General features: G+C 63.1%; 14 protein-coding genes and 1 tRNA gene. 7 read left to right on the forward strand and 8 right to left on the reverse strand.

Translation table 11 applies throughout. From position 1 onward, the window contains the following. The 3 genes from actP to HQL56_14235 form a co-directional block, all read left to right on the forward strand. Positions 1-176, forward strand: a 176-nt coding sequence (actP, locus tag HQL56_14225; protein MBF0310676.1) for a cation acetate symporter, incomplete at its 5' end; no start/stop codon positions are given. Positions 177-446: 270 nt separating this feature from the next. Next, complete coding sequence (locus HQL56_14230) at positions 447-959, forward strand: YbjN domain-containing protein (GenBank protein MBF0310677.1); 513 nt, start codon at positions 447-449, stop codon at positions 957-959. A gap of 155 nt (positions 960-1,114) precedes the next feature. Continuing rightward, a tRNA-Val gene (locus tag HQL56_14235) sits at positions 1,115-1,189 on the forward strand. Positions 1,190-1,384: 195 nt separating this feature from the next. Here the strand turns inward: HQL56_14235 and HQL56_14240 are convergent. From HQL56_14240 to HQL56_14260, 5 genes are read right to left on the reverse strand one after another with little or no spacing between them, the layout of a single operon-like run. Next, a complete protein-coding gene (locus HQL56_14240) occupies positions 1,385-2,143 on the reverse strand; it encodes a M48 family metallopeptidase (GenBank protein MBF0310678.1) in 759 nt (252 codons plus the stop codon). Between the two features lie 7 nt (positions 2,144-2,150). Next, positions 2,151-3,716 carry an AmmeMemoRadiSam system protein B gene (gene amrB, locus HQL56_14245; GenBank protein ID MBF0310679.1) on the reverse strand — a complete coding sequence of 522 codons (1,566 nt, stop codon included), beginning with the start codon at positions 3,714-3,716 and terminating at the stop codon, positions 2,151-2,153. A gap of 4 nt (positions 3,717-3,720) precedes the next feature. Further along, positions 3,721-3,912, reverse strand: coding sequence for a hypothetical protein (locus HQL56_14250; GenBank protein ID MBF0310680.1), 192 nt, complete (start codon positions 3,910-3,912; stop codon positions 3,721-3,723). Beyond that, the gene (amrS, locus tag HQL56_14255) at positions 3,909-4,886 is read right to left on the reverse strand and encodes an AmmeMemoRadiSam system radical SAM enzyme (GenBank protein MBF0310681.1); all 978 of its coding nucleotides are present in this window, start codon (positions 4,884-4,886) and stop codon (positions 3,909-3,911) included. The genes HQL56_14250 and amrS overlap by 4 nt, the downstream gene beginning before the upstream one ends. Positions 4,887-4,889: 3 nt before the next feature. After that, a complete protein-coding gene (locus HQL56_14260) occupies positions 4,890-8,720 on the reverse strand; it encodes a 4Fe-4S binding protein (protein MBF0310682.1) in 3,831 nt (1,276 codons plus the stop codon). A 113-nt stretch (positions 8,721-8,833) separates the two neighbouring features. On the opposite strand from HQL56_14260, the gene HQL56_14265 reads away from it, so the two are divergent. The 4 genes from HQL56_14265 to HQL56_14280 all read left to right on the forward strand — a co-directional run bounded on the left by HQL56_14265 (position 8,834) and on the right by HQL56_14280 (position 10,123). Continuing rightward, positions 8,834-9,334, forward strand: coding sequence for a YaiI/YqxD family protein (locus tag HQL56_14265; GenBank protein ID MBF0310683.1), 501 nt, complete (start codon positions 8,834-8,836; stop codon positions 9,332-9,334). Between the two features lie 138 nt (positions 9,335-9,472). Next, entirely contained in the window at positions 9,473-9,652 is a 180-nt protein-coding gene (locus HQL56_14270) for a hypothetical protein (GenBank protein MBF0310684.1), read from the forward strand. A gap of 25 nt (positions 9,653-9,677) precedes the next feature. Further along, entirely contained in the window at positions 9,678-10,019 is a 342-nt protein-coding gene (locus HQL56_14275) for a hypothetical protein (protein MBF0310685.1), read from the forward strand. Next, complete coding sequence (locus HQL56_14280; GenBank protein ID MBF0310686.1) at positions 9,923-10,123, forward strand: tyrosine-type recombinase/integrase; 201 nt, start codon at positions 9,923-9,925, stop codon at positions 10,121-10,123. The genes HQL56_14275 and HQL56_14280 overlap by 97 nt, the downstream gene beginning before the upstream one ends. Before the next feature lie 3 nt (positions 10,124-10,126). Here HQL56_14280 and HQL56_14285 read toward each other — a convergent pair whose 3' ends face one another. The 3 genes from HQL56_14285 to HQL56_14295 are packed head-to-tail and all read right to left on the reverse strand — an operon-like array spanning position 10,127 to position 10,904. Further along, the gene (locus HQL56_14285) at positions 10,127-10,396 is read right to left on the reverse strand and encodes a type II toxin-antitoxin system RelE/ParE family toxin (protein MBF0310687.1); all 270 of its coding nucleotides are present in this window, start codon (positions 10,394-10,396) and stop codon (positions 10,127-10,129) included. After that, a complete protein-coding gene (locus HQL56_14290) occupies positions 10,380-10,610 on the reverse strand; it encodes a CopG family transcriptional regulator (GenBank protein ID MBF0310688.1) in 231 nt (76 codons plus the stop codon). The genes HQL56_14285 and HQL56_14290 overlap by 17 nt, the downstream gene beginning before the upstream one ends. Before the next feature lie 36 nt (positions 10,611-10,646). Then, entirely contained in the window at positions 10,647-10,904 is a 258-nt protein-coding gene (locus HQL56_14295; GenBank protein ID MBF0310689.1) for a S24 family peptidase, read from the reverse strand. Positions 10,905-10,993 lie beyond the last annotated feature (89 nt).

A 10,993-nucleotide genomic window follows, 5' to 3' on the forward strand; every position in this document is an offset into this window, starting at 1 on the left:
CGCTCTTCCCCTACAAGGATCCGGCCATCTTCTCCATGACCCTGGCCTTCGTGGGATGCTGGTTCTTCTCCATCACCGACAACAGCGAAGGCGCCCGCAAGGAGAAGGAGCTTTTCGAAGCCCAATCCGTGCGTTGCGAAACGGGCATCGGCGCTGTGGGTGCTGCCAAGCACTGAAACCTTTCTTGCCACCCCGGTTCCCCGGAACCGGGGTGGTTCCCCCTTCGCCACCCCGGCCTGTCTCTTCCCCAATCGCCTCGATTCGCTCCCGTTTACTCCTGGAGAGGCCTTGCAAACAGACCCGGTTCAGGGCATCATTAACGGTTCAATAGGGCGCGTGAGCTGGCTGCAGACCAACTCCGTCGCCTGTTTGGTTCAAAGGAAAAGAGCTGTGGACTTCATCCCGCTCTTTCCCCTGCCCAGTCAATCATCCACGGGATTTACCCCATGACGCGCTCGGACAAAAAAAGCCCAACTGCTTCCGATGAATCCGGCGAGAACCCGGTCGGTATGGTGGAAGAATTCGCCATCGAGAATGATTGGAACTCGGATCGGGTCAACGAACACGAATTGTGGGCCGAAATGCCCAGTTCCTGGGGCAGCTATCGGCTTTGGGTGGTCTTTCACGAAGAATCCGAGTTTCTGCAATTCAACTGTTACCTGAATATCAAGATCCCGCCGCGCATGCAGAGTCAGCTTGCCGAGGCCATCTCTCTGATCAACGAACGCATCTGGCTGGGGCACTTCGAGATCTGGGGGGAGGAGCTGGTTCCTCTGGTTCGCGTGGTGCTGCCGTTGCGGGGAAGCCGCCTGACGCAGGAGCAGTTGGAGGATGTGATGGATGCTCTGGATCACGAAGCCAACCGCTTTTTCCCGGCTTTCCAGTGGATCATCTGGGGCGGCAAGAGTGTGGAGGACGCGGTTTCGGCGGCCTTGGTGGACACCGAAGGCGAAGCCTGAGGAGAAAGTTTTTTTGCCTTCCGTCACGCCTCATCTTGACAAATCCCCCTTCAGAAGTCATAAAAGGCGGGCTGTCGCGATTGGATGAACGCAACGGCAAAATGCGGCAGATCCGGGCCGGCGGCATTCGCCTCCCCGGCGTCGGGCAGCAACAGGGGCGGTTAGCTCAGGGGTAGAGCACTACCTTGACACGGTAGGGGTCATAGGTTCAAATCCTATACCGCCCACCATTGAAATGGTGACGAAGGGCTGATGAAGGGTTGGACAGGTTGCTGTCCAACCCTTTTTTGTTTTGCCCGGCTACTTCGATTGAGGAGAGACCTGACCGGTGGCTTTGCCGTAGCTTCTGCCGGCAGGCGGGAAAGCTGTGGTTCAGGCCGGCTTTGCCTTTTCCGGCGGGATGGATTCGACCAGTCCGGCGATGTTTAAGGCTTCTTCTGTTTGTCAATAAACTCCTGAACCATCTGCTGCCGGTTTTCCGCACCGGGGTGGGTGGAGAGGAACTCCGGGACGGAGCCCTGCCGCCCCAGGATCTCCATCAGGCGCAGCATGCCGTGGGGGTCGTAGCCGGCGGCGACCATCCATTGCAGCCCCTTGCGGTCCGCGTCGACCTCCTGGGGACGGGTGAAGGCTCCGCGAGTCACCATTTCCGTCACCGTGCCGCCGACAATCGACGCCGCCAGACCGCCGACCCCCGGAATGAGCTGGCCCAACACCTCCGAGACCACCCGCCCCGCCGAAGAGGCTGCGGACTCGTTGGATTGACGGTTTTCACTGTGCCGCAGGGCCAGATGGGCCACTTCGTGACCGAGCAGTCCCGCCCAGGCATCGTCATCCGTTCCCAAAGCCTGCATCATGCCCGCATGAATGAGGACCAGCGTCGAGCCGTTTTTCCCTCGGGTGGCGCCGGCATTGACCGAGCGCTGGTTGGTCAACAACACCTCATCCACCCGGACCCCGGACTGTGGCTCGATGCGGTCCAGAACGGAGCGGACCCGCAGACAGACCTCCCGCGAAAGGGAGATGGGCTTCTGATTCGGTACGGCAATGTTGACCACCGTTGCCGGGGCGGAGGTGCATTGCTCCAGCTTGACGTAATGCACCGGCCCGGAGGCCGGGGTGGCGCAAGCGGAGAGAGTCAGGGCCAGGGCAAAGGCCGTAAACAGACGAATTGCCGGTGACATGGGCTTCCTATTCCCCCTGAAAGGGCGCACTCAGGCTTTGAGAGGTGAAGACCTGAAAGCTCGCTCCCGTTTTCCAACCGTCTCGGGGCAGGCCCGCCTTGAGGGCCAGTTGGGAAAGGGTCTCCTCCCGCGTCCAGCCCTGCTCCACCGCCACTTCCGGCAGAAAGACCGCCTGTCGGCCCTGCTTGCTCAACACCACGCCGTGTTTGCCGACTTCGAAGGCTTCGGGTCCGGGAATGGGGCGCAATGGGCTCAACACGCTCACCTCCAGTTCCAACAGCGGCAGCTCCCCGGACTGCACCGGGTGAAAACGCCGATCCCGCAAGGCGGCATTGAGGGCATTTTCCACCACGGCGCGATAAAGCGGCTGGGTGGGCAGGATATGGCCGATGCAGCCGCGCAGTTCACCTTTTTCCTTCAGGGTGACGAAGGCTCCCGAGCGGCGGTGCAGGCTCTCCGGCAGGGCCATGCCGGTAACCAGCTGATCGGCGTTCACCCCCTGCCCTCCCCCCCCCACGCCCTGATGCAGTGCCTTGCGGGCCAGTTGCAGCAGCAGGCGCATCTGTTCGTCGGGCAGCGCACCTGTTTCGGATGGGTTCGACAAGGGCTGCCGGTCCCGGATCACCCCGGCCAGGTAGCTGACGGAGTTGGTGAAATTCCCGGTGCGGGCGCCGCTGGTTTCATATCGGGCCAATTGCACCGTGCTTTCTTTATCCAGAAGCTGCAGAAGCAGCATCACCGGTCGGTAAGCGCAGGCGGTGATGCCGGTGCGTTGCCGATAGGCGGCAAACCCCGGCGCATCGTGTTCCACGATACGTCTCCAGGCCCCCATGTCCAACTCCCGAAGGCGGTTTTCGGTCTGCTCGTCCAGGGCGAAGGGCTGATAGTCGTATTGGGGGCCGTAATGGGTGAAGTCACCGCTGACCACCAGCAGCGTCTCCGCATCCAGCAGGGGGCGCACCAGTTCGGCGACCATGGTCAACAGGTCGGCCTCCATCGCTCCCAGCAGAATGGGCACCACCTGCCAGCCGGGTTTCAGCACTTGCTGCAGAAAGGGCAGTTGCATCTCCAGACTGTGTTCGCCGCGAAAAGCGCGGGACTGCTCCATGGCCAGCGGCGAGGCCGACAGCCGGGCCACCGCCGCCCGATCGACGGCAATCTCCCCCAGCGGGGTGGCCAGATGGCTGACGCCCGGCAGGACCAGCCCCGGCTGATTCAGCCGATGCCCCGGCCCGACGATGACCACCCGGCGGAAGGAGCGGTTTTCCACCTGTTTGAAGGCTTCCGCTGCCGTGGCGCCGCTGTAGGGGTAACCCGCGTGGGGCACGATCAGGGCCCGGATGGCCTCTCCCTCCGGCAACGCCTTGGCCTGGGCGAGAAAGCCTGCCAACATCGCCTTCAGTTCGACCGCCTCCGCCGGGTACCAGCTGCCCGCTACCGAGGGGGGCAGCACCTCCCTGACGGGAGCCGCACTCTCGGGGGGGGTTGCCGTCTCTTCGGCACGCCCCTCCGGGGTCAACCCCATCAGAAGGGAAGTGGCTACGGCAAGGCACAGCGGAATCATTCGGGACATGGTGTCACCCCAACAAGGAATGAGGGCCACGGAGGTCGGCCTGATCCAGGGAGTACTCCCTGGGTGAGGCCAGAACGTCTTGCGGCCAGACGCCGCTGCTCCACAAAAGGCCCGCCGCCAGCAGGCCCTCCCGCAGGAGTTCCCGACGGCTTTTTTCGGATGTGGCGGGTTGTATTTCTTCCGTAGGTTCTTTCATGTCCAGACTCCGGCCAGGGTGTGGTTGCAGGTTGGGCAGCGACCGTTTTTCAGATGGTTTTCCTGCACCGCGAAACCGAAGCGGCGAATCAACAAGGTGCCGTCCTGGGGACAGTAGGTGTGTTCCCCCTCCTGGCCGTTGACGTTGCCGATGTAGACATGGCGCAGTCCCGCCTCCCGGGCCACCTCCCGGCAGCGCACCAGGGTCTGGGCGGGGGTTGGCGGCAGGTTGCGCAGGCGGTACATGGGATGAAAACGGGAGAAGTGCAGCGGTACCTCCGGGCCCAATTCTTTGACCATCCACTGGCACATGGCCCGCACCTTGACCAGATCGTCGTTGAGGGTGGGAACGATCAGGCAGGTGATCTCCTGCCAGACGCCTTCTTCCTGAAAGATTGTCAGCGCCTTGAGTACCGGTTTGAGGGATGCCCCGCAGATATCGCGGTAAAATGGCTCGTCGAAGGCCTTGAGATCGGTATTGGTGGCATCGATGAGGCGGCAGAGCTGACGCAGGGGCTTTTCGTTGATGTAGCCGGCGGTGACCAGGACGTTGCGCATCTGTTTGGCGCGGGCCAGGGCGGCGGTCTCCTGCACATATTCGTAAAAGATGATGGGCTCGGAATAGGTGTATGCGATGGAGGGGCACTTTTCCCTCTGGCTCAGGGAGACGATGGCCTCGGGCGGGGCGCGGAAGACCTGTTCCATTTCGGTGCCGTCCCGCTGCGAGAGCTGCCAGTTCTGGCAGAAGCGGCAATGCAGATTGCAGCCGGCGGTGGCCAGGGAGAGGATGGGGGTGCCGGGCAGAAAATGGAACAGCGGTTTTTTCTCGATGGGATCGATGTGGACGGAGGATGGCCGCCCGAAGGTGGTGGCCAGCAAGACGCCGTTGCGGTTGACCCGCACGCGGCAGTCCCCCGCCCCGCCTTCGGGGATGGTGCAATAATGGGGGCAGAGGTCGCAAACCAGGCTGGGCATGGTTCAATCCACCTTTCCGGAGGTTTTGGTGCCCTCTTCAACGGGATGATACCACAAGGCCTCCTTTTCGGCCAATCGTCCTTCCTGGATGTGGCGTTGCAGGATTTGGACATCGATGCGCCGCCAGCCGCCGGTCGAGGCGGAGGCGGTTTGCCAGCCCGCATGCCAGTGCCAGAGAATGGCCGACAGCACCGCAAGGGTTGCCAGAGTGCCGAGTCGTTGGGACAAGGCGTTTGCCGGTCCGATTTCCACCTCTCCCCGACAGCGTTGGCAATGCAGACAGGCGCTGTCGAAGGGGCTTTCCACGCCCAGGTCGCAGTGGCGGATGCGGCGCGGCGGCAACCACTTCGACAGCAGCGCCAGACGGTTGCCCAGGGCGAGAATGGCCCCGGTGGGGCAGAACCAGCGGCATCCGTAGCGGAAAAAGAACAGGGATCCCACCAGTCCCGCCGCCGCGAGGCCCGCTCCCAGCGCCGTCAGTCGTCCGCCGAAGAGCTGTTGCATGGGGTTGAAGTCTATCCAGAAACCCTGTTCGCCGAAGCGGAAGAGGCCGATGGCCACCACGGCGAGGCCGGCCCTCAGCCACGGGGCCAGAGCTTCGTGGGCCGGGGAGAGGGCCGCGCGCCAGCCCAACCGGCTTCCCAGGCGGGAGATGAACTCCTGCAACGCTCCGTAGGGACAGAGGTAGCCGCACCAGACCTGTCCGAAAAGTGGCGTGACCAGCAGGACGAAAAGGGTGATGACGAATCCGTTGGGATTGGCGGCGAAATCGGGCCAGCGTCCCAGAGAGAGGTTGGCGGCGTCCCATTCGTGCCAGAGGCTGTTGCCCCAGAAGCCCAGAACCAGCAGGGAAAGGGCCAGCAGCATCGATCGGGAGGATTCCCCGGCGCTGAGGAACACGGGAAAAAAGCCCAGCAGAAGCAGGCAGATTGCCAGAAAGAGCGGGTCGGAGAGGATGCGGGTGAGCGGTTTGTGTCCGGCAACGGGCAGTTCCAGGCCGAAAAGGATGGTTGCGGAGCGTTGCGCCGTGGCGTCGAGAATGCGCAGGGCGGCCCGGCTGGAGACGGTGGCGCCGCTCAAGGCGTCGATTCCGGCCTCCTGCAGCGGGGAGGCGCGGAAGTCGTGGCCTTTCAGCTTCTCCAGCCAGCCGTCGAGGCCTTCGATGTAGGAGGGGGTTTCGTGGGAGTGGAGATGGCGTGCCGCCAGCAGTTTGCCGGATTGGTCCAGGGCCAGCAGCAGATTGAGGGTTGCGGCGTAGCCGCGAATCTCCCCGGCGAGGGGCTGACTGGCCAGCACCACGGTTTCGGGGGAGTCCTGAGTCATGCGTCGATAATGGGGAAAAGGTTCGGACAGCTCCCGAAACTCCCCCGGACCGGCGACTTCCCGCAGGGTGTCCGGGCTGAAACGGCTTTGGGGAGGCGGGTCGAGGCGGTGTGCCAGGTTGGCCAGAAGGAAAACGCCGATGGCCCCGCCGAGCAGCAGGAGGGCCAGCAAAGGCCGCTTCTGGTGACGTCCCAGCCGTGCGGACCAGGCGGGAGGCAGAGGAAACGGAAAGGTGGCGAGAGCCAGGGCCAGGGCCGCGAAACCGGTTATCGAGGCCATGACCAGTCCCGCGCCGGCCATGCCCAGCAGAGGCAGCAACAGGCTGCCCACCAGGAGACCGCCCACCGCCCCTCCCAGATGATCGGCGGCTTCCACCACGCCGCTGGCCTGCAGGGCGTTCCGGTCTTGGGCCAGGGCCACTCCCAGGGGAAAGAGGATGCCGGTCAGCAGTCCCACTCCGGCGCAGAGGAGCGGGAAGAGGAGCTGTCGTTGGGCCAGATCGGTTCGCTCCAGGGAGGAGAGACCTTCCGGCAGCGCCAGGGCCAGCCCGGACACCAGCATCAACAGGAAGATCAAGGCCTGGGCGGGGGTTTTCCCCTCCGCGAGGCGTCGTCCCGGCAGACCGGCCCCGAGGGCCAGTCCGGCCATGAAGACCCCGTTCAACAGGGCGACCTGGGCGAAGACCAGCCCCACCAGAGCCTGATAGGCGTAAAGCAGCATGAGTTGCAGACCCATGGCGGCCATTCCGGCGGCGGCCACGCCGCCCATGGCGGTGGTGCCGCGCCAGGTGGCCGGAGGCACGGCGCCGCTCAGGCCACCAAGACTCAACAGGAGGAGAAAAAGGCCCGGCGGGATCAGATAGGGCCAAATTCCCAGGCGACGCAGCCCTTCGAGGAAAACGCCCGCCTCCGAGTGGGTGTACTTGCTCCAGAGCAGCAGATTCAGATAGAAGCTGACCGGGCGGATATCGGTATTGACCTCGCCCCGGGCCTGATCCAGTTGTTGCCGCACGGAGCGGGTCTGCTCCTCGGGCAGAAACTGGGCGAAAAGACTGGCCGGCAGCACCTCGTCGGGGGGTGCGAAGGCGCGGTGTCGGGACGCGAGGGTTTCCGGGGCGTCGGAAACCACCTCGGGGGTGTTGGAAGCGCAGAAGAGTTGCTGGTCACCGGGGGCCACCACCCGGAAGGCGAAGGTCTCCTTCAGGGTGCGATCCATGGCGGCGCTGTAGCTTTCGATCTCCCGGCCCAGGTAGTTGGAGGCGCTGCTCACGGGAGTGCAGACCACGCCCCGTGGGGTGAGCAGACGGCGCAGCGCCTGGTGAAACTCCCGGGTGTGCAGACGATTTTGCCGGGCGTTGACGGGGTCGCCGGTGAGAATCAGGGCCAGGTCGAAAGGAGCCGTATCGCCGCCCTGATTGACGAAGCTGCGACCGTCCAGGAAGACCAGGGTCAAGCGGGGATCCTTCAAGGCCTGCCGGGTGGCGGCGGGCAGCCAGGGTTCGACCAGCTCGAAGGCCAGGGGGTCTTGCAGAACGATGGTGAGGGCCTCGATGGGATAGCGCAGCATCGCTTCGGGCAGCCCGCTTTCCACCCCGCCCAGCAGCAGAATGCGCCGTGGCGCGACGGCCTGGGCCAGGTAATAGGCGGCTTCGTGACGGGCGCGGGGTCCGGCGGGAAAACTCACCCCCAGTCGACCATCGTGGACCAGGGAGTATTGATTGTCGAGACGGGCCAGATCGATTTGACCAAAGCGGCTTTCGACCCCGTCCAGGCGGACCATGCCGGGGTGGAGCAGGCGGAAATGGGCGGCTTCCAGGGAGAGACGCAACCCCTCCCCCGGCCAGGGCAGGGCCGCAAGCAGAAAGAGGAGTGCGGAGCCGGAGGCCGACAGCCGGAAAGGGCGGGAGCCCCCCGGCAGAAAGAGGAGATAAGCGCCCGACAAGGCCGAAACGGCGGCCAGGGAGCGCCATCCCCCGAGGTTTTCCACCAGCAGAAAGGTGAAGCCGATGCCGCCGATCAGGGCTCCGAGGGATTCCACCAGATAGAGAACGGTGATGGCGCGTTGGGGGGAAGCGGAGGCGGTGAAGCGTTGGCAGGCCAGGGGAAAGAGTATCCCCAGCAGCAGCCCGGTTGGCAGGGTGGCAAGGGCGGCCAGGAGCAGAAAGGCCCCCAGGGGGAGAAACTCCCCGTTGGGCAGATCGAGAAAAAACCGGGCCAGGCGCAGCAGGGCCACGCCGAGCAGCAGGGCGAAGGGGGCAAAAAGCAGCAGGAGTCGCCATAAAGCGCCCTCCTCCAGCCATGCCGGGGCCTTGAGACGGGTTGCGCCGTAGCCGCCGAGGCCGATCCAACCCAGCCAACTGCCGTAAAAGGCGCCGATGCCCAGTTCGTTGCCGTGGAAACCGGCGAGGAGTTCGCGTAGCATCAGTGCCTGGGCCATTTGGGCGAAGACGCCGAGAAGCAGCATCAACCCCACGAGGTATCTCTGGCGGTAGGGCATCGAGGCGAGGTGCATCCCGGTCTGGCTCCCAAGCAGGTGGACTCCGTTGCAGAATAGCGAAGTTCCGCGACAAATGGGCAGGGAATTCCGCCGGGCCAGCCATCCGCTCCGACGGTGGCCGGTGCCGGATGTTTTGGGGAGCGCTATCCCTGACAATTCCCTCATCGAGGCGAGGACGAATGATCATCTATGTGGATGCCGATGCCTGCCCCGTGAAAGCGGAGGCTGTGCGGGTCGCCGAACGCCATGGGTTGGTTCTGTACATGGTCAGCAACTTGTGGATGCGTCTGCCGCCGAGTCGCGTGGTGCGTCAGGAGGTGGTTTCCGGCGGTTTGGACAAGGCGGACGACTGGATTGTGGAGCGGATCGGATCGGGGGATATCGCCATTACGGCGGATATCCCCCTGGCCGCCCGCTGCCTGGCCAAAGGGGCACGAGTGGTTGGTCCGACCGGCAAGCCGTTCGACGACGACGGCATCGGCATGGCCTTGGCGATGCGTGATCTCAATGCCCACCTGCGGGATACCGGCGAGATTCGCGGGGGCGGCCCGCCCTTCGGCCCCAAGGACCGTTCGCGTTTTCTGCAGTCCCTGGAGGAGGCCGTTCAGGCGGTCAAACGCGGGGGGTGAGAGGTGGTGGAGTCGAAAGAGGAGCGTGGCTGTTCCGACTCCATCCGGGCTGGTTCCCTGCATTATCCGATAACGAAAAAGGGGGCAGGTCTGTTTGACCCAACCCCTCGATTTCTGCAGCCGCCTCGCGGAATAGCCATGACAAACCGGGTGTTGGTTCTGGTTCCGTCGGTCTTTGGGCGCGCAAAGGAATGGGGACTCTGGGAGAAGGGCAATCCGGCCAGTTCCATCCGAAAGGACACGATCCACTCAAGAGAACGCTTCCTGGACAGCGATGAAATGGACCGCTTCCGGCTCACCATAGAGGAAGAACCCTAAAGAGACCGATCGCGCCTTCTTCTGGCTGGCCCTTCTCACCGGGGTGCGTCGCAGCAATGTCTGCTCCATGCGCTGGGATGAGATCAAGCTGGAACGGGCTGTCTGGCGGATCCCAGAGACCAAAAACGGTTCCCCGTCACGGTCCGCTGGTGCCCGCCGCAATCGAGATCCTTCTCGGGCTGAAGGAGTCCAGCGAAAGCGGATGGGTCCTTCCCCCTCCCCCCGTTCCGCAACCGGTCACCTGGTGGACCGCGCAAGGCCTGGGAACGCATCCTGGAACGGGTCGGGATCTCGAATGCCCGCATCCACGATTTGCGGCGCACCATGGGAAGCTGGCAGGCCATCACCGGAGCTTCGATGCGGGTGATCGGTCAATCCCTGGGACACAAGTCTCAACAGGCGACCGAGGTTTATGCTCGATTGTCCGTGGATCCGGAATGCGGAGTTTTTCTCCTTTGGCAGCATTCCTGATTCTCATCGATACACTTCACGCCGGTTGCCGATCTTCACGACGAGAACACGCAGAATACCATCATCGATGTCGCAGATGATGCGATAGTCGCCTACCCGATATTTCCAGAAGTTTCCAAATCTGGAGCCTTTCAGGGCTTCACCGAGACTGCGCGGATCTTCCAGCACGGCCACTCGCTCCCGCAGGAAAGCAGTGAGGCGCCGGGCAACCTGCTTATCCAGCCTCGCCAAATCCTTTATTGCTACGTCATCGAAATCAATCCGCCAAACCAAGACTGCGCTCCACTTCTTCCAGGGTGTGGGTCTTGCTGCGGCCTGCGCGGACATCGGCCAGACGTTGCTCGGCGATGTGCAAGTCTTCAAGGTCATCCAGATGTTCTTGGATGGCCTCCAAGATATAAAAATCCTTGGTGTGCCCGGCAGTCAGCACCAACTTTTGCAATCGCGCGGACACGTCATCGGGAAGCTGAATGGAAATGGTTTCCATTTTTGTTTTCTCCTGATTGCTTTTGTCTATCCAAAATTACATCCCCCCGCCCAGACCACCTGGCCAAGAATGCGTAGGTCTTCCCCGTTGTCGTGGCCAACGATCTCCGTTTCGTACCGCTCGTTGTCGGATATCACCCGGATTTCCCCGTTTCGCATCATTTGCAGCCGCTTGACCCGCAAGCCGCCCAGCCCAGCGCAAGACGTAGATCCCGTCTGCTGCCACTTGGTTGACGCGCCTGTCCACCAGGATCGTATCACCGTGCTGCAGGGTTGGAAACATCGAATCAAACATGGATAAAACGTCAATACGCCCCAGCCCCGATTTTCGGGGCTATTTTTTTGCCCAAAATAGACCCCGCATAACCCCGAAATAAAAAAGGG

The sequence above is a fragment of the Magnetococcales bacterium genome, from assembly GCA_015231925.1.
Classification (GTDB): Bacteria; Pseudomonadota; Magnetococcia; order Magnetococcales; family JADGAQ01; genus JADGAQ01.

What these genes read in the sequence shown, in the direction of transcription:
- HQL56_14230 (MBF0310677.1), top strand. Translation starts at nt 447, where the DNA reads ATGACGCGCTCGGACAAAAAAAGCCCAACTGCTTCCGATGAATCCGGC.
- HQL56_14240 (MBF0310678.1), bottom strand. Translation starts at nt 2,143, where the DNA reads ATGTCACCGGCAATTCGTCTGTTTACGGCCTTTGCCCTGGCCCTGACT.
- amrB (MBF0310679.1), bottom strand. Translation starts at nt 3,716, where the DNA reads ATGTCCCGAATGATTCCGCTGTGCCTTGCCGTAGCCACTTCCCTTCTG.
- HQL56_14250 (MBF0310680.1), bottom strand. Translation starts at nt 3,912, where the DNA reads ATGAAAGAACCTACGGAAGAAATACAACCCGCCACATCCGAAAAAAGC.
- amrS (MBF0310681.1), bottom strand. Translation starts at nt 4,886, where the DNA reads ATGCCCAGCCTGGTTTGCGACCTCTGCCCCCATTATTGCACCATCCCC.
- HQL56_14260 (MBF0310682.1), bottom strand. Translation starts at nt 8,720, where the DNA reads ATGCACCTCGCCTCGATGCCCTACCGCCAGAGATACCTCGTGGGGTTG.
- HQL56_14265 (MBF0310683.1), top strand. Translation starts at nt 8,834, where the DNA reads ATGTTTTGGGGAGCGCTATCCCTGACAATTCCCTCATCGAGGCGAGGA.
- HQL56_14270 (MBF0310684.1), top strand. Translation starts at nt 9,473, where the DNA reads ATGACAAACCGGGTGTTGGTTCTGGTTCCGTCGGTCTTTGGGCGCGCA.
- HQL56_14290 (MBF0310688.1), bottom strand. Translation starts at nt 10,610, where the DNA reads ATGGAAACCATTTCCATTCAGCTTCCCGATGACGTGTCCGCGCGATTG.
- HQL56_14295 (MBF0310689.1), bottom strand. Translation starts at nt 10,904, where the DNA reads ATGTTTGATTCGATGTTTCCAACCCTGCAGCACGGTGATACGATCCTG.